Origin of the sequence: Kitasatospora sp. NPDC059803 (assembly GCF_042732255.1) — a bacterium.
In the GTDB taxonomy this organism is placed as follows: domain Bacteria; phylum Actinomycetota; class Actinomycetes; order Streptomycetales; family Streptomycetaceae; genus Kitasatospora.
The window spans coordinates 6,685-20,930 of the sequence record NZ_JBHWIJ010000063.1 but is presented as its reverse complement, the minus strand read 5'-3'; the positions used below and the strand labels follow the sequence as shown (position 1 = coordinate 20,930).

The 14,246-nt window shown below is 71.0% G+C and carries 15 protein-coding genes; 8 read left to right on the top strand and 7 right to left on the bottom strand.

Features of this window, described 5'->3' with window-relative positions:
- The first annotated feature begins 109 nt into the window (after positions 1 to 109).
- Positions 110 to 907 (top strand): hypothetical protein, encoded by a 798-nt coding sequence (locus ACFV6I_RS13475; protein WP_063353071.1) that lies wholly within the window; start codon positions 110 to 112, stop codon positions 905 to 907.
- A 182-nt stretch (positions 908 to 1,089) separates the two neighbouring features.
- Here ACFV6I_RS13475 and ACFV6I_RS13470 read toward each other — a convergent pair whose 3' ends face one another.
- Positions 1,090 to 1,962, bottom strand: a complete 873-nt coding sequence (locus tag ACFV6I_RS13470; RefSeq protein WP_380425131.1) for a GNAT family N-acetyltransferase — start codon at positions 1,960 to 1,962, stop codon at positions 1,090 to 1,092.
- A gap of 279 nt (positions 1,963 to 2,241) precedes the next feature.
- Between ACFV6I_RS13470 and ACFV6I_RS13465 the strand changes: the two genes are divergently transcribed.
- Both ACFV6I_RS13465 and ACFV6I_RS13460 read left to right on the top strand, forming a co-directional pair.
- Entirely contained in the window at positions 2,242 to 2,727 is a 486-nt protein-coding gene (locus tag ACFV6I_RS13465) for an AlpA family transcriptional regulator (protein ID WP_063353072.1), read from the top strand.
- An 89-nt stretch (positions 2,728 to 2,816) separates the two neighbouring features.
- Positions 2,817 to 3,368, top strand: coding sequence for a hypothetical protein (locus ACFV6I_RS13460; RefSeq protein ID WP_380425129.1), 552 nt, complete (start codon positions 2,817 to 2,819; stop codon positions 3,366 to 3,368).
- A gap of 8 nt (positions 3,369 to 3,376) precedes the next feature.
- Here the strand turns inward: ACFV6I_RS13460 and ACFV6I_RS13455 are convergent, their stop codons facing one another.
- On the bottom strand, positions 3,377 to 3,835 hold the full coding sequence (locus ACFV6I_RS13455) for a hypothetical protein (protein ID WP_063353073.1): 459 nt from the start codon (positions 3,833 to 3,835) through the stop codon (positions 3,377 to 3,379).
- 391 nt (positions 3,836 to 4,226) lie between these two features.
- On the opposite strand from ACFV6I_RS13455, the gene ACFV6I_RS13450 reads away from it, so the two are divergent.
- The 4 genes from ACFV6I_RS13450 to ACFV6I_RS13435 all read left to right on the top strand — a co-directional run bounded on the left by ACFV6I_RS13450 (position 4,227) and on the right by ACFV6I_RS13435 (position 8,350).
- On the top strand, positions 4,227 to 5,072 hold the full coding sequence (locus ACFV6I_RS13450) for a PIN domain-containing protein (RefSeq protein WP_063353074.1): 846 nt from the start codon (positions 4,227 to 4,229) through the stop codon (positions 5,070 to 5,072).
- Positions 5,073 to 5,111: 39 nt separating this feature from the next.
- Positions 5,112 to 5,882 (top strand): hypothetical protein, encoded by a 771-nt coding sequence (locus tag ACFV6I_RS13445; protein ID WP_063353075.1) that lies wholly within the window; start codon positions 5,112 to 5,114, stop codon positions 5,880 to 5,882.
- 237 nt (positions 5,883 to 6,119) lie between these two features.
- Entirely contained in the window at positions 6,120 to 6,857 is a 738-nt protein-coding gene (locus tag ACFV6I_RS13440) for a hypothetical protein (RefSeq protein ID WP_063353076.1), read from the top strand.
- Between the two features lie 323 nt (positions 6,858 to 7,180).
- Complete coding sequence (locus ACFV6I_RS13435; protein ID WP_063353077.1) at positions 7,181 to 8,350, top strand: glycosyltransferase; 1,170 nt, start codon at positions 7,181 to 7,183, stop codon at positions 8,348 to 8,350.
- A 17-nt stretch (positions 8,351 to 8,367) separates the two neighbouring features.
- On the opposite strand, the gene ACFV6I_RS13430 is transcribed toward ACFV6I_RS13435, so the two are convergent.
- Genes ACFV6I_RS13430 through ACFV6I_RS13420 form a run of 3 tightly spaced genes read right to left on the bottom strand, consistent with a single transcriptional unit; the run spans position 8,368 to position 11,742 of the window.
- Complete coding sequence (locus tag ACFV6I_RS13430; RefSeq protein ID WP_063353078.1) at positions 8,368 to 9,501, bottom strand: DegT/DnrJ/EryC1/StrS aminotransferase family protein; 1,134 nt, start codon at positions 9,499 to 9,501, stop codon at positions 8,368 to 8,370.
- A complete protein-coding gene (locus tag ACFV6I_RS13425; protein WP_079136671.1) occupies positions 9,498 to 10,733 on the bottom strand; it encodes an ATP-grasp domain-containing protein in 1,236 nt (411 codons plus the stop codon). The genes ACFV6I_RS13430 and ACFV6I_RS13425 overlap by 4 nt, the downstream gene beginning before the upstream one ends.
- Positions 10,717 to 11,742: a dTDP-glucose 4,6-dehydratase gene (locus ACFV6I_RS13420; protein ID WP_063353079.1), complete on the bottom strand. Its 1,026-nt coding sequence runs from the start codon at positions 11,740 to 11,742 to the stop codon at positions 10,717 to 10,719. Before ACFV6I_RS13420 ends, ACFV6I_RS13425 begins: the two co-directional genes overlap by 17 nt.
- Before the next feature lie 193 nt (positions 11,743 to 11,935).
- Between ACFV6I_RS13420 and ACFV6I_RS13415 the strand changes: the two genes are divergently transcribed.
- Positions 11,936 to 13,318, top strand: a complete 1,383-nt coding sequence (locus ACFV6I_RS13415) for a hypothetical protein (RefSeq protein ID WP_063353080.1) — start codon at positions 11,936 to 11,938, stop codon at positions 13,316 to 13,318.
- A gap of 76 nt (positions 13,319 to 13,394) precedes the next feature.
- On the opposite strand, the gene ACFV6I_RS13410 is transcribed toward ACFV6I_RS13415, so the two are convergent.
- Entirely contained in the window at positions 13,395 to 13,862 is a 468-nt protein-coding gene (locus ACFV6I_RS13410; protein ID WP_063353081.1) for a LuxR C-terminal-related transcriptional regulator, read from the bottom strand.
- Between the two features lie 62 nt (positions 13,863 to 13,924).
- Positions 13,925 to 14,125, bottom strand: a complete 201-nt coding sequence (locus ACFV6I_RS13405) for a hypothetical protein (protein WP_380425122.1) — start codon at positions 14,123 to 14,125, stop codon at positions 13,925 to 13,927.
- Positions 14,126 to 14,246: the final 121 nt, after the last annotated feature.

The window sequence follows — 14,246 nt, the reverse complement described above, 5'->3', positions numbered from 1 at the left end:
TCGCCGCGCGCGGGCGACGCCCCCGGCTCGCCACCCCCCCCCCAGAGAGAGCCTGTTCTACCGCACGGTCTCAACACACCCCCCCCCCCGCGGGCGTAGTGTAGGAGACATGACCGATGTGAAGCCCGAGAAGCCCCGGCTGTCACCCCGCGACGAGGCGGTGGTGGCCGTCGCCGAGTCCGCCCGCGTCGTCGCCGAGCTCGCACGCGGCTTGGTGCCCGCCGTGTACGAGGAGCGCCGCAGTGATCCGGCCTGTTACCTGCGCGACGTCATGACGATCCGCGACACGTTCCTCACCACCCTCCTCGCGCGCGCGGTGATCGCCAGCCGCGAGTGCGGCGCGACCTGGGACCAGATCGGCGGGGTCGCCGGGATGACGCGCCAGTCGGCACACGAGAAATGGGCCCCGGACGAGGCAGCGTGGGCGGCAGGCGGGCGGCGGGGGCACAGCCGGGGCGAACCCGTGGACGCGTTGTGGACCGCGGCCACGCTGGACGAGTGGTACGCCCGTGGTCGCAACGGCAGCGACGGCATCGTCACCGGCCCGCGCGGGGCGCGAGCGGTCACCGACGGCCTGGACGCCACGGACCGGCCAGAGCGGGAGTGGGAGGAAGACCGTCCCGCGCGGCCGGCAACCGTGGCCGCGATGCGTACCGCGCTCGCCCACTACAACGACCACCAGTGGAGCGACCGGCCACTGCGGTACCTGCTCGCCTTCCCGCCAGTGGACCTTCTGGCCGACGCGATGGAGTGGGGGTGGTCGGACCCACGCGTACGAGAACACCTCGTTGACGCCCTCGCCCGGCACCTGACGTACGGGCGGTACGGGTGGCCCGCCGACGGGGACGACATCTCCCGCGACCTGGTGCTCGCGGAGATGATCGCGGGCGACCGCAGGTACCCCTGACCGACCGCCTACGAGGCGGCCAGGCAGTACGGGGCGCGCGTCAGATCCCGCACGCCGCCCGCCGCGAACAGACCAGAGCGGGCTACGGCGTCGGGACGTCAGCGACCGAAGCGACCGTTCGGCCGAATTGGGTTCTTCAGGAGGGGATGGGCGGCGCCCCGTGCCGTCACCACCACCAACCCCTACCCCCGAGCGCGGCCCCTCAGCTTCTTCTCCCGCTTCCTGTCCGCTTTGGAACCACGGGTCGACGGCCCGGCCCCGTGGCCGCCGGTGGCCGCCGGTGACCACGGCTGATCAAAAACACCCTCGATCGCAGTCCGCCCAGTGTCAGGGTCTACGACCAGGCCCACGGTCGGGTGCAACGGTGCGACGCACGCGCGAAAATCTCCGGTCATGTTGCGGAACGCGGCATAGCCGCCTACGGAGTCCAGGAAAGCGATCGGCTGACCGGCCGGCCACTCGGGGGCCATCGCACGGTGGAAGCCACCCGCAGTCTCAGGGAAGAACCAGATCGCGACTCGCCACTGCTGCGCCCGCTCGCTGTCCGTTTCGAGGACGGCGTTCATCAGCTCCTGGCCGATTCCTCGCCGCCGCACCGCAGGCACCACCGCGATGTCACTCACCTCCACCACCCGCTCGCGCAACTGGCGGCCCATCAGCTCGGGCAACTGCGTGAAGGCGTAGTGGGCCCACTTACCGGGAGCGCCGGCGTTCGCCACCCCGACAACGGAACCGGTCGACAGCTCCTCCGCCACCTTACTGATCAGCCCGTTCGCCACCAGGTCGCCCGAGGCGTTCCTCTTCTTCAACATGGCGTGCACGGTGTCTGCATCAACGGAAATCCCGGCGGCGCTCCTGGCCATCTCCTCGGCCATGACCCGCAAGGCGTCGTCCGGCAGCCCGCTACCCGGCGGCGCGCAGGCGACCTCCAGCAGATGCCGGCTCGCCCGCAAGTCCTGCGTGGCATAGGCAGGATTGGCCATCCGCATCAGCTCCAGAGCAGCATCGATATCGGCTGCGCGCAACGGGCGGATGCGGTAGAGAGAAGCGTCCATGGACACGGAGCCTAGCCCCGGCCGGGCACACGACCTCGTAACCACAGAGGCCAACCCCTGAGGTGGGTGAGGGGCGACAACACCGTCGAACCGCTCACCACCACCCGCCCGGCCGACGCCGCCACGGCGTAGCCCCGCGCGCGGTCGGCGGCCGCCACCGGCACCGTAGAGGGACGGCCCGGGCCCGAACCCCCGAGCGGACCGGGCCGCCTGGTGTAACGCTTCTGGAACCCCCGCCGTACAAGGAGGTACAGCACCACAACGGCGAAGGACACGACCATGGCTCTCACCACCCTCTCCGCGAACAGCGTCACCGACGAGCACCTGGAGGTGCTGCGCCAGCTCCTCGACTCGAAGAACGAGGTGCTGCGCCGTCACGGCCTGGACGATGGCGCCGGTTCCGGCGCGCCGGTGCAACTGACGCACGAGCTGCCGCCGTCGCTGGCGGAGTGGCTGCTGAGTACGGCACTGGAGCGCGGGCTGTCGGTGAGCGACTTCCTGACCGAGTTGGTGGAGCGGGAGCGGGGCGCGGTTTCGGCGGCGGTGCCGGTACCGCAGCGAGTGGTGGCGGACGGGGCGGAGTGGTTCAGCATTCAGCAGCTGGCCGAGGCCACCGGAGTGCCGGCGAACACGGTCTACGGGCTGATCGGCAAGCCGGACGGCCCCTTCCCGGTGCGGCTGGGCCCCAAGGGCGGGCGGTACCTGGTGCACCGGGTGGAGGCGCAGCGCTTCGCGCAGGCTCGGGGGCGGGTGCTGGCAGCCTGAACCTGGGGTGCAGGTCTCGCGGCCTGGTCAGCGATCCGGATGTGATCACGATTTGGTCCCGCCGCCCGCGCGGGGCTCTGTGGGCTGGGATGCTCGCGGCCATGGATGAGATCACCACCACGCCGCCCGTACCCGCTGTCGAGCCGGCCCCTGCGGCTGCCGGGAAAGCGGCCGGGCCGAGCGTTCGGGTGCCGGTGTGGTTCGCTGCCGGCCTGGTGGGCTTCGTGGCCGGTGCCGGGGTGGTGGGCCTGACGTGGGGGCTGTCGTCCGGCGGTTCGACCGGCACGGCGTCGACGGCCGGCTCGCCGGGTACCGGGACGTTCGCTCTCACCGGTTCCATGACGCTCAAGAGCGGTGCCAGTTCGGGGACCACCTCATCCGGGTGCGCCGGCCTGCGCGGGTACGACGACATCGCCATGGGCACCTCGGTGACGGTGTACGACGAGAGCGGGAAGGTGTTGGCGACCGGCGCGTTGGGGAGCGGCAGCCCGAAGGGCCTGAACGGCTGCATGTTCCCGGTGGCGGTTCAGGACGTGCCGAAGGGCCCGAAGTTCTACCAGGTCGAGGTCAGCCACCGCGGGAAGACCACGCTGCAGAAGGAAGAGGCGGAGGCGGGCCTGCTCGCGGTCCAGCTCGGCTGAGTAGGGCGTCAGGTCGTGCTTCGTTCCTGGCGGTCGTAGTGGGCGGCGGTGATCATCAGCGGGCCGACGTAGCCGACCGTCATGTGCATCCCGCCCATCCAGAGGATGAGGGGCCAGGGGGCGTGGCCGGGGTTGTCCAGGGGGTAGGTCATTGCGCTGAGGGCGACGGCGTAGACGGCGACCAGGGCGACGACGAGCCCGTGGCGGATCCGCAGGCCGAGGCTGTGATGGCGCAGGCGGTGGGTGTAGTCGGCGAGCACCCAGGCCATCGAGGGGAAGGCGAGCGCGGCCGGCCAGCACATGACGGCGCCGTACTCGGGGTGCAGCGCGGCGGCGAAGTGGGGGACCGAGATGATCCACCAGCCGAGCGAGACGAGGGCGAGCGCGTTCACGGCGATTCGGTAGCCGGTGCTGGGCCTGTGGGCCGCGGCCGGTTCGGCGGGGGTGGCGTGCACAGCGGGCATCATGCCGTGTCCTGTGGTGGATGGGGTGGATCCGCGTTCGGGGGTGGTCAAGTGTCGTTGACCTGGCGGGGCGTTGGGCGTGTAACGCTTTGGGGGCCGCTGTCGTACTTCAGGGTGTGGGTGTTCGGCGGGTGTGCGGTGGGAGCCGCCCGTCGAACACCGTCCATTGAGGGCCCACGGCCTTCAAGACCACCCCGTGGCGACTTTCTATAACAGCCCAAGACCTCAGCCACCCACTCTGCCGGCGGGGCGTGGGCCCCTCGCGTACACGTGGAAACGGCGGTTCGGAAGGCTCGCCGGAGTAGTTGGTGACGGTAGGGCTGTTATAGAAAGTCGCTGTTGAGGGTGAGAGGGCAGATGCCTTGGCCCCGCCAGGACTGCCAGGATCCAGGTCATGCGCTTGAAGCCGACCTTCACCATCCAGCAGGCCGACCAGGGACTCGACTCCGCCCTCGAAATTCTTGAGAGTGCCCGCGACGTCGCCATCACCGACTCCAAAGACCCTCGCGCCGCTTACCTGTACGGCATCAACTTCGCGGTGGAGAAGCTCCTGCCCTTCGCCGTGCCCGACCTCTCCGCCGCCCTGCAGTCCACCACCTTCTGGAACATTCTCCAGGCCGCCAGGGACCAGCCAATGATGCTCCGATGGATCGTCCTGAATGAACTGAACGTCCAAATACCCGCCCTGGCCAAGGCCCGCGAAGACCTGGACGTACTCAAGGCCTACACCGCACGGCCCGGCTTGCCCCTGGTCTACGACACCAACATGCTCAACCACTTCAACCACCCCGACGCCATCGACTGGCGCAAGGCCGTACGACACGCGACCGGCAAGAAGGCGTCCGCCATCCGCCTGATCGTGCCCCAGGAAGTCATCGGCGAACTCGACCGACAGAAGTACGGTCAAGGCGACCTCGCGCGCCGTGCCAACGCCGCGATCAGATACCTCGACACCGCTCTGCTCACCGCACCACCCGGCGAGCCCGTCCAGATCCGCGAAGGCGTCACGATCGAGACCCGCCTCGCCCCGCCCGGCCCGGCCCACGTCATCGACGTCGACTGGGAGATCCTCATGTGCGCAGACGAACTCCACCACCTCAACCCCGCCGCACGCGTCCACGTCCTCACCAACGACCGGAACATGGGCCTGCGCGCCAGCCAACTCCACCTGCCGACCCTCACGCTCGACAACCACTACCGCAGGGACCACAACACCTGCACCAGCGCCTGCCCCCGGTAACCCAACCCGCACGATCCAGCCTGTGACACCCTGAAGCACATGACCGGCACCCTCGACCCGTACTCCGTTCTCGACGACTGGCTGAACACCAAGCCGCTCGGCGACAGCGCCGTCCAGAACTACGGGCGCGAGGTCACCCGCTGGATCGAACACATCGGCCCCAAGGTCTGGACCGCCCGCGGCCGCGACGTCAAGAACTGGACCGCCCGCACCGACAACGACCGCACCCGCGCCTTCCTCGTCTCCGCCCTACGCGGCTACTACCAGCACGCGCAGACGTCCGACCCCACCATCGTCAACCCCGCGCCCAAGACCCTGCGTCCCTCCGTCGAGGACCTCCCCGGCCGGCCCGCCCTTACCCGCACCGAGTCCACCCTCTACGTCAGCGCCCTGGACCGCTACGACGGCCTCATGCCCCACCGAGCCCGCGCGCTCGGCTACCTCGTCCTCGGCCGCGGCCTGCGCGCCCACCAGGTCGTCGCCCTGGACCTCACCGACATCGTGCGCGAGCAACACCGCACCACTGCCCGCGTCACTCTCAAAGGCGGCGGCACCGAGTTCCAGGAACTCCCGCCCCCGGTCGCCCTGGCTGTCGAGGACTACCTTCCCCACCGTCGCACCGCCGCCTCCTACAGCAGCGCCGAGGCCGGCCCCCTGCTCACCAGCGGCCGCGGCCGCCGACTCGACCCCGCCCCCAGCGTCCGCGACCTCCTACGCGCCGTCGCCTCCACCCACCCCCAACTCACCCACCTTGCTGACACCCTCACCGCTGACGGCCTCGCCGCCAGCCCCAACCCCTTCCTCGGGTAGGCCCCGGAGTCAGCACCGACATCCCGTACGCTGCACGTCATGACCACCGACGCCCCACGAGTTCTGTGGGGGTTAGCGGCCACGGCCGCCGAAGCCGCCGGCACGGACGCGACCAACCGCCCCGCCCGGGAACTGTGGGCGACCGCAGCCGACCACGAGCAGAGGGCCGCGACCGTAGGCACCGGGCGTGTCTAAGTTCGGGGCGCACCGAACCCGAACCGATGACAGGACCGGCCCGTGCGCTTCGCCCTCACCACCGTTGACCTTCAGCAACTCGCACGAACACCCGCCGACCAAGCCCCCGTCGCCTGTTTGCAGCTTGGCCGCTGGGGTTGGTCCCTCGGACGAATCGATCCTGACCGACCGTACAACGGCCTGATCGCCATCGGCGCCGAAGCCCTCCACGAGAGACTCGCCGCTGGCGACACCTTCACCGACCTCCTTGCCGCGAACGACCACTGGCGGTTGGCCGGCGCCACGTCCGGCCAGCACCCGCAGGTCATCACCGGTCCGCACCATATCTGGCAACAGGCCCGGGTCGTCGATGTCGCCGGTGCGCAACGCATCGTCGCAGCCGGCTTCAAGCTGCTCGTAACCCAGGACGGCCAGTACGTGCACATCGACAGCGCCGGGGAGCTGAGCAAGCTCAGCGAACTCGAAGCCGCCCAGCTCGTCTACCGGCTCCCGCAGGTGCACGAGGACGGCCTTCCTCCAGCGCTGCTCGCCGCCCGGCACGCTCGCCGGCTGGTCGCTGCTCTGGCTCTGCCGGGCACCGCCCGCACCGCACAGGCCTTGGCCGGGGCACGGGCGGCCGCGACCGTTACCGAGCTGCTGCGCCGGACCGTTGCTCGGGACGTACGCACGCAACGTGGCATCGCGGCTCAGCTGCTGGTCGATCTTCATGGTTCCCGGGCCGTTCGAACAGAGCTGGGCATCTCCAAGTCGACCTTGTCTGAGCTGCTGTCCGGGCGGTGACCGGTGTCCGGGCTGGCGAGGCGGTCTGCACAGGCCTGCGGTGTGGTGAACAGTTCGACGCGCAGTCCGGCAGCCCGGGCTCCGGCTACGAAGGTGACCTCGTTGTCGAAGTAGAAGAGGTCCTGGGGTGGATGCCCATGCGATTTGCGGCCGCCCGGTATACCAGGGGGGGTGGGCTTGGCCACGCCGGCCTCGGCGGCCCGGACCGGCAACCGCGCAAGCGCACCGGGGCGTCTCCCCCTCAGGTGTGACGGTCCAACTGTGCTCTCCAGGCAGGCGCTAGCGTGGACCGGACGACGTCCGCGAACAAGAGGGAGCGTCCCGTGACGCAGCACAGCAGCGAGCCGTTCCGGCTGATCGTGTCCGGAGGCGGCACCGGCGGTCACACGTACCCGGCTCTGACCGCGGTCCGGACCCTCCAGGCTCGGCTTGCCGCGGCGGGCCGAGCGCTGGAGGTGCTGTGGGTCGGCGTCGACGGTGGCCTGGAGAACCGCGTCGCCGCCAGCGAGGGTATTCCTTTTCGGGCGGTCGCGACGGGCAAGGTCCGGCGCTCGTCGAACCCCCTCAAGCTCGTGTCGCCCGCGAACGTGCGCGACATGAGCCGCGTCCCGCTCGGCGTAGCCCAGGCCCGCGCGATCGTCGCCGATTTCAGGCCGGACGTCGTCCTCGCCACCGGCGGGTACGTGGCGGTGCCGGTCGGTCTGGCGGCGAAGATGTGCCGCAGGCCGCTGGTCGTTCACGAGCAGACTGTGCGGCTCGGGCTGGCGAACCGGTCGCTCGCGCGCGCGGCCACCAGGTTCGCGGTCTCCTCAGAGGCCACCCTCGAACTCTTGCCGGAGTCGGTGCGCGGCACCACGGTGGTGACGGGCAACCCGGTCCGGCCCGAGGTGCTGGCCGGCCACGCCCGGAAGGCGGTCGACGCGCTCGGCCTGCACTCCTTCGCATCCGGGCTGCCGACCGTGTACGTGACCGGCGGCGCCCAGGGCTCGCAGCAGATCAACGAACTGGTGCGGGACACCCTTCCGTGGCTCCTCTCGCGGGCGAACATCGTCCATCAGTGCGGGCCCGCGAACGTCGACGCCCTCAGCGCGGCGGTGCACGCTCTGCGGCCGGACCTGGCCGCCCGCTACCACCTGACCGGCTACGTCGGCGCCGAGCTCCCCGACGTGCTGGCGCTGGCCGACGTCGTCCTGTCCCGCAGCGGCGCCGGCACGATCGCCGAGCTCACCGCCCTGGGCAAGGCCGCCGTGCTCGTGCCGCTCGCGACGTCGGCCGGCAACGAGCAGGCCCAGAACGCGATGCACCTGCAGCGGCAACGCGCAGCGGTGGCGCTGACCGGAGAGGTCAACGCCACCGTGCTGCAAGGCGCGATCGAGCCGCTTCTCGCCGACGCCGGGCTGCGGGGACAGATCGCCGACCAGGCCCGGCGGATGGGCCGCCCCGATGCTGCCGAGCGACTGGTCGACGTGCTGCTGTCCGCCGCCCGCGCCTGATCAGCAGGCCTTGGGCATCAGGGCTTTCCTGCCGATGTGAGGGCCTGTTCGAGGGAGTTCGCCACGCGGTTGATGTCGGTTTCGGTGAGGTGCTGGTGGAACGGCAGGCTCAGGATCTCCTCGCTGACCTTCTCGGTGACCGGCAGCGGCCGGTGCCAGGGCTTGAAGGCCGGCTGGAGGTGGTTGGGCGGGTAGTGGACGCCCACCGCGATGCCCTGGGCCTTCATCAGCCGGAACACGTCCTCGCGGTGCGGCACCCGGACCACGCACAGGTGCGGCACCGTGCGGGCCACGTCCACGTCCACCAGTTCCACCTCCGGGATGCCGCGCAGCGCGTCGCGGTAGGCGGTCCACAGCCGCTGCCGGGTCTTCTCCGTCTCGGTGAAGCGGGGCAGCTGCGCGAGGCCGATGGCGGCGTTGATGGAGGACATCTGGTAGCGCAGTCCGAAGGCCTCCACGCTGTAGCCGGTGGTGGCCTGGCGTTCGGCCTGGGACTGCACGACGCCGAGCATCCGCACGCTGCGCAGGAAGTCGGCCTCGGCGGGGGTGCGCGGGATGACCATGCCGCCCTGGCCGCAGGTGAGGTTCTTGATGGGTCCGAAGGAGAAGCAGGTCAGGGCTCCGGTCGCGCCGACGCGCCGGTGGTTGAGGTGGGAGCCGAAGGCGTGTGCGGCGTCCTCGATCACGGCGATGCCGCGCTCGTGGAGGGTGTCGTGGGCCGCGCCGAGGTCCACGGCCCGGCCGCCGTACAGCACCGGCAGCACCGCGCGGGTGCGGTCGGTGACGGCGGCCATGACCGTAGCGGCCTCCACGCACAGGGTGTCGGGGTTGACCTCGACGAAGCGGGGGATCGCGTCGACGACGCGGATGGCCTGGATGGTGGCGCAGAACGTCATGGACGGCACGATCACCTCGTCGCCCGCGCCGATGCCGGCGGCCAGCAGGGCGCAGTGCAGGGCGGCGGTGCCGGAGGCGGTGGCCACGGCGTCCGGGACGCCGAGGAACTGGGCGACGTCCTGCTCGAACTGTTCGGTGACGGCGGTGTGCCCGTACTGGCCGTCGGCCAGGACGCGCCCCACGGCCTCCAGTTCCGTTCCGTACAGGTACGGGCTGGCGTTGTGTGCGGCGTTGGGCCGCGGCGGGGTGGTCATGATGCCTCCCGGGTCGGGTGGATGATCGGTCGGAGCAGTGAGGTGGCCTTGTCCAGGGCCGCGGACACCTCTGCGGGCGACGGTCCGGTGGCGGTGATCATGCCGATCTTGTGGCCGGACTGGTCGTGCGGGTGGACGGGGTCTCCGGGCTGGGCGTACAGCTCGATGCCGGTGACACCGGGGACGGCGTGGGCTTCGGCGACCCCCTCCCAGGTGGCGAGTTCGCCTTCCGTGTCGAGGGGGGAGCCGAGCAGTTCCACCCCGGCGTGGGCGTTGCGCGTCGGCCTCAGGTAGGCGTCGAACGGCTCGCCGAGCGCGAGTGCGATGAGTGCGCCGACGACGTTGACGCCGTAGGCGGCCTGGTGCAGGCGCGGGATGCTGTCCCCGCTCAGGCGGGGGTTGGCTTCGATGATGCGGCCCTGGCCGTCCTCGCCGAGGACGAGGTCGAAGTTCGCGGGCCCGTTGACGATGCCCAGCGCGGCGCACAGCCGGACGGCGATGTCCTCAAGGTGGCGGTGCTCCTGCGGGGAGAGTTGCGCGGTGCTGATGCGCCGCACGACGCTCCTGCCGGCCACGAGGTGTTGGTCCTTGATGCAGGTCATGACCGGCGTGCCGTCGCGAAGGAAGAGGTCGATGGTCAGCTGGCGGCCGTGGACGTACTCCTCGGCGAGGACGGTCCGGGAGGCGGAGTAGGCGCGCGCGCGGGCGATGGCGGCGGGGAGGCCGTCCGGGTGGGTGAGGCGCGTGATGCCCTTGCTGCCCGATCCGTCCACCGGCTTGACCATGAGCGGGAACCGCAGCTGGGCCGCCTTCGCGGCGATCTTGGCCAGGTCGTCGGACGCGGCCCACCCGTACCCGGCGACATCGCAGGACGCGACGACCCTGTGGAAGGCGGCCTTGTCGAGACCCGCCAGGGCCGCCTGCGGGTACACGTAGGGCATGCCGTAGCGCAGGCCCAGGACACGCCAGGTGAGCAGCGCGGCGTCGCTCGCCCCGGCCACGATCCCGGCGGGCCGCGTGTCGCCCAGCGCTTCGGCGATGGCATCCGCGTCCCGGGTGGAGATCTTCACGGCCGCGTCGGCGAAGGGGAACGCGGGGGCGTCGGGGCGCATGTCGACGGCGATGGTCGGGATTCCTCGGCGTGCCGCCTCCTGGTAGAGAGGGATGTGCTCCTCCGATGCGCCGAGCACGAGCAGCGCGTTCTGTGGCAACTGGTCACCGGACACGGTCATGCTCCGGGCTCGGGGCCGTGATGTGGACGACGGGTACCGGGGGCTGCGGGGTGCGGGCCTGCGGGATCCAGCGGTCCGGGTGGTGCTGGTACCAGGCGACGGTCTCGGCGAGGCCGTCGTCGAGAGAGCGGTACGGCCGGTAGCCGAGCTGCTTGGCCTTGGCGCAGTCCATCGCGTACCGCAGGTCGTTCGCGGTCCGTTCCGGGATGTACACCACGCGGCTCCAGTCCGCGTCGCAGGCGCGCAGCAGCAGCGCCGTCAGCTCCCGGTTCGTCAGGTCCGTCCCGAGGCCGAGGTTGTAGGCCTCGCCGGGCATGCCGTCGCGCAGCACGAGCTCGATGCCGGCGCAGTTGTCCTCGACGTGCACCCAGTTCCGCACGTGCTGACCCTGCCCGTGAAGGGTGACCTTGTCGCCCCGCATCAGGGCGGAGATGAACCGGGGGATGACCTTCTCCGGGTGCTGGCCGGGCCCGTAGTTGTTCGAGGAGCGGGTGACGCACACCGGCAGCCCGAACGTGACCGCGTACGAGAGGGCGACCAGGTCCGACGCGGCCTTGCTCGCGGCGTAGGGGACCGTCGGGCGCAGCGGCGCGTCCTCGGTCGCGGCACCGTCCAAGAGCGGCCCGTAGACCTCGTCGGTGGACACGTGGACGAACTTGGACACCTCGGCGTTGGCCGCGGCCTCCAGGAGCCGCTGGGTGCCCAGGACGTTCGTCGCGGCGAACGCCCCGGCGTCGGCGAGGCTGTGGTCGACGTGGGACTCGGCGGCGAAGTGCACGACCGCGGTGTGCCGGGCCATCAGGTCGGTGACGAGCGTGGTGTCGAGGATGTTGCCGTGGACGAACGTGAGCTTCGGCGAGTCGAGCGCCGGACCCAGGTTGTCCAGGTTGCCCGCGTAGGTGAGGGCGTCGAGGACGGTGATCCGCTCGACGTCGTCGGCGGCGAGCATCCGCTTGACGAAGTGGGATCCGATGAAACCGGCGCCGCCGGTGACGAGCAGCTGGCGCATGCGCGCCTCCATTCCGGGGGGCGGCCGCCCTGCCCTGTCGCGAGGAGCGGTCCGACCGGCTTCCAGAACACTCCCGGAAGGGTGGTGCCCGGCAGGCACACAGAGGGGGCCCACAAATCACAGGAGCGGTACCGGTGTTGCTGCCTGTGGGCCTACCCTCGAAGCCCGGCCACCGGCAGACAGGAGACCTCTCATGGCGCCGGCACCACGCAAGACCCGCGAACCGAACCACCGTCTCGGCACGCTCCTGGCCGCAAGCGGCCGCAGCCGCAAGGGCCTCGCGCAGCGGGTGAACGAGCTCTCCGCGCAGCGCGGTCAGCCGCGCTCATACACCCATACGAGTGTCGGCAACTGGGTGGACAAGGGCATGATCCCCGACGCCCCGGCCCCCGAGCTCATCGCCATTGCGCTGGGAGAACGCCTCGGACGGCCTGTCACCCTCACGGAGATGGGCATGGCCAGCCTCCCCGCTGACCCGGCCGCGATGGGGTTGGATTTCCCCAGAAACCCGGGCGACGCCGTGCGCAACGCCGCGAACTTCTGGAGCACCGTGCACCGACGCGACTTCATCGGCGGCGCGTTCGCCGTCGCCGCCTACACCACCCCGGTCACCCGCTGGCTGGTCCAGCCCTCCGCGCCGCTGCCTGGGCACCGCGGCAGCCTCCAGGTCGGCCGCGCGGACCTGGAGGAGCTGTGGCAGGCCGCAAGCGAGGCCCGCTCCTGGGACTCGAAGTACGGCGGCGGCAGCTGGCGCTCCAGCAGCGTCGCGGACTGCCTCCGGCACCGCGCGAGCCCGCTGCTGGTCGGCACCTACCCGGAGAAGATCGGCGCCGAGCTGTACTGCGTGACCGCCGAGCTCGCCCGGGTCGTCGGCTGGGCCGCACTGGACATGGGCCAGCACGACGCCGCACAACGGCACTTCATCCAGGCCCTCGCACTCGCCCGCGCGGCTGGCGACACCGAGGTCGGCAGCCACGTGATGTCCACGATGGCGCTGCAGGCCATGCTGCGCGGCTACCCGAGCGAGGCCATCGACATGGTCCAGGGCGGCTACGAGCGCGCGAAAGGGTCAGCGAGCCCGCGGGTGCTGGCGTTCGCGAAAATGGTCGAGGCCCGGGCACACGGCCGGTCACGGGACCCGCGGGCGGCATCGCGCGCCCTGTCGGAGGCGGAGACGCTCCTCGACCGCACACGCCCCGGCGACGATCCGGAGTGGATCAGCTATATGAGCCACACCCGGCTCGCATCGGACGCGGTCGAAGTATGGCGGGACCTCGGCAACCCGAAGGCGGCGTTCACGTGGAACCGGCACGCCGACACGATGCCCAAGGACTCGTTCGCCCGCTCGGTCGGGCTGCGCCTCACGGTGCTCGGGACGGTGCACCTGCAGGGCGGCAACCTCGCGGAAGGCGTCGCGATGGGGCACCGGGCGATCGACATCCTCGCGCGGGTGCAGTCGACGCGGGCACGGGACTACGTGCGGGACTACACGACGGAGTTGCGGCGCTGGCCGAAGGAGCCGGCGGTTCGGGACCTGCTGCAGCGGGCACGCACGGAGCTGGCCATGGCCAGCTGAGCGGTGACCCGCACCAAACCGAGACCGAGCCGACGTCGGGTAAGCGGTGGGCCGGGTGGCGTTGCCGGGTGACGGTTCATCGATCCCCGTTGCAGAGGCAGGGGTGGTGCGCCGGGAGGATGCCGATGGCGTGGAGCGAGAAGACGGCGTGGTCCCCGGTCGTGACGCCGAGCATGTCGTACAGGCGGTCGAACCGCGTTTTCACGGCACCGATGCTGATGTCGAGGTGCGCGGCGATCTCCTTCCGGGTCATGCCGATCGCCAGCAGTTCGGCGACCCGCAGGAGGTCCTCCGGGATCCCGTCCGACGGCGGCCGGAGCCCGGTGGGCGGGACGATGAGCGCACTCCGGCAGGCGGTGTCGACCGCTTGGACACGCCCCTTCGCCTTCAGCAGGCGCAGGACCGTACGGATCGCCGCCGCTCCCCGCTCCTGGTCCTCGGGCCTGGGGACACTGCCGTCACTCACCAGCCGGCCGATCTGGGCGGTCGGCACGCCCCAGGCCAGCTGGTACAGGACCTGCTGCTGGAACAGGGTGACGCTCACGCTGACGCCGCACTCCGGACAGGCAAGGCCCCGGATGCTGTCGGGACGGAATCCTGAATCGGTCATGATGTGGTTCCGGGTTCACTCAGACAGGGGCAGGGGTGGGTGTCGTCCAGGAGCCGGGCGGCGTGAAACAGGCGCACCGCCTGCGGGCGGGTCTTCAGCTGGTGACGTTGCAGGAAGTGCTGCGCGCAGGCGGCGACCGCGCGGGCGGTGCGCCCGATCGCTCTGCCGATCTGACTGTCGGTCAGCCCGTCGGCCATGCCCTGGAAGACGGCCAGCTGCCGCCCCGGGGTTCCCTGACGGGAGACCCCGCGGGGCGCCGGGCCCGGCCCCCGCCCCCGCCCCACCGCGCGGTGGTCGGGCCCGAGCCGCGGGGGGGGC

What these genes read in the sequence shown, in the direction of transcription:
- ACFV6I_RS13445 (WP_063353075.1), top strand. Translation starts at nt 5,112, where the DNA reads ATGACCGGCACCCTCGACCCGTACTCCGTTCTCGACGACTGGCTGAAC.
- ACFV6I_RS13420 (WP_063353079.1), bottom strand. Translation starts at nt 11,742, where the DNA reads ATGCGCCAGCTGCTCGTCACCGGCGGCGCCGGTTTCATCGGATCCCAC.
- ACFV6I_RS13430 (WP_063353078.1), bottom strand. Translation starts at nt 9,501, where the DNA reads ATGACCACCCCGCCGCGGCCCAACGCCGCACACAACGCCAGCCCGTAC.
- ACFV6I_RS13475 (WP_063353071.1), top strand. Translation starts at nt 110, where the DNA reads ATGACCGATGTGAAGCCCGAGAAGCCCCGGCTGTCACCCCGCGACGAG.
- ACFV6I_RS13415 (WP_063353080.1), top strand. Translation starts at nt 11,936, where the DNA reads ATGGCGCCGGCACCACGCAAGACCCGCGAACCGAACCACCGTCTCGGC.
- ACFV6I_RS13450 (WP_063353074.1), top strand. Translation starts at nt 4,227, where the DNA reads ATGCGCTTGAAGCCGACCTTCACCATCCAGCAGGCCGACCAGGGACTC.
- ACFV6I_RS13470 (WP_380425131.1), bottom strand. Translation starts at nt 1,962, where the DNA reads ATGGACGCTTCTCTCTACCGCATCCGCCCGTTGCGCGCAGCCGATATC.
- ACFV6I_RS13455 (WP_063353073.1), bottom strand. Translation starts at nt 3,835, where the DNA reads ATGATGCCCGCTGTGCACGCCACCCCCGCCGAACCGGCCGCGGCCCAC.
- ACFV6I_RS13405 (WP_380425122.1), bottom strand. Translation starts at nt 14,125, where the DNA reads ATGGCCGACGGGCTGACCGACAGTCAGATCGGCAGAGCGATCGGGCGC.
- ACFV6I_RS13460 (WP_380425129.1), top strand. Translation starts at nt 2,817, where the DNA reads ATGCTCGCGGCCATGGATGAGATCACCACCACGCCGCCCGTACCCGCT.
- ACFV6I_RS13465 (WP_063353072.1), top strand. Translation starts at nt 2,242, where the DNA reads ATGGCTCTCACCACCCTCTCCGCGAACAGCGTCACCGACGAGCACCTG.
- ACFV6I_RS13425 (WP_079136671.1), bottom strand. Translation starts at nt 10,733, where the DNA reads ATGACCGTGTCCGGTGACCAGTTGCCACAGAACGCGCTGCTCGTGCTC.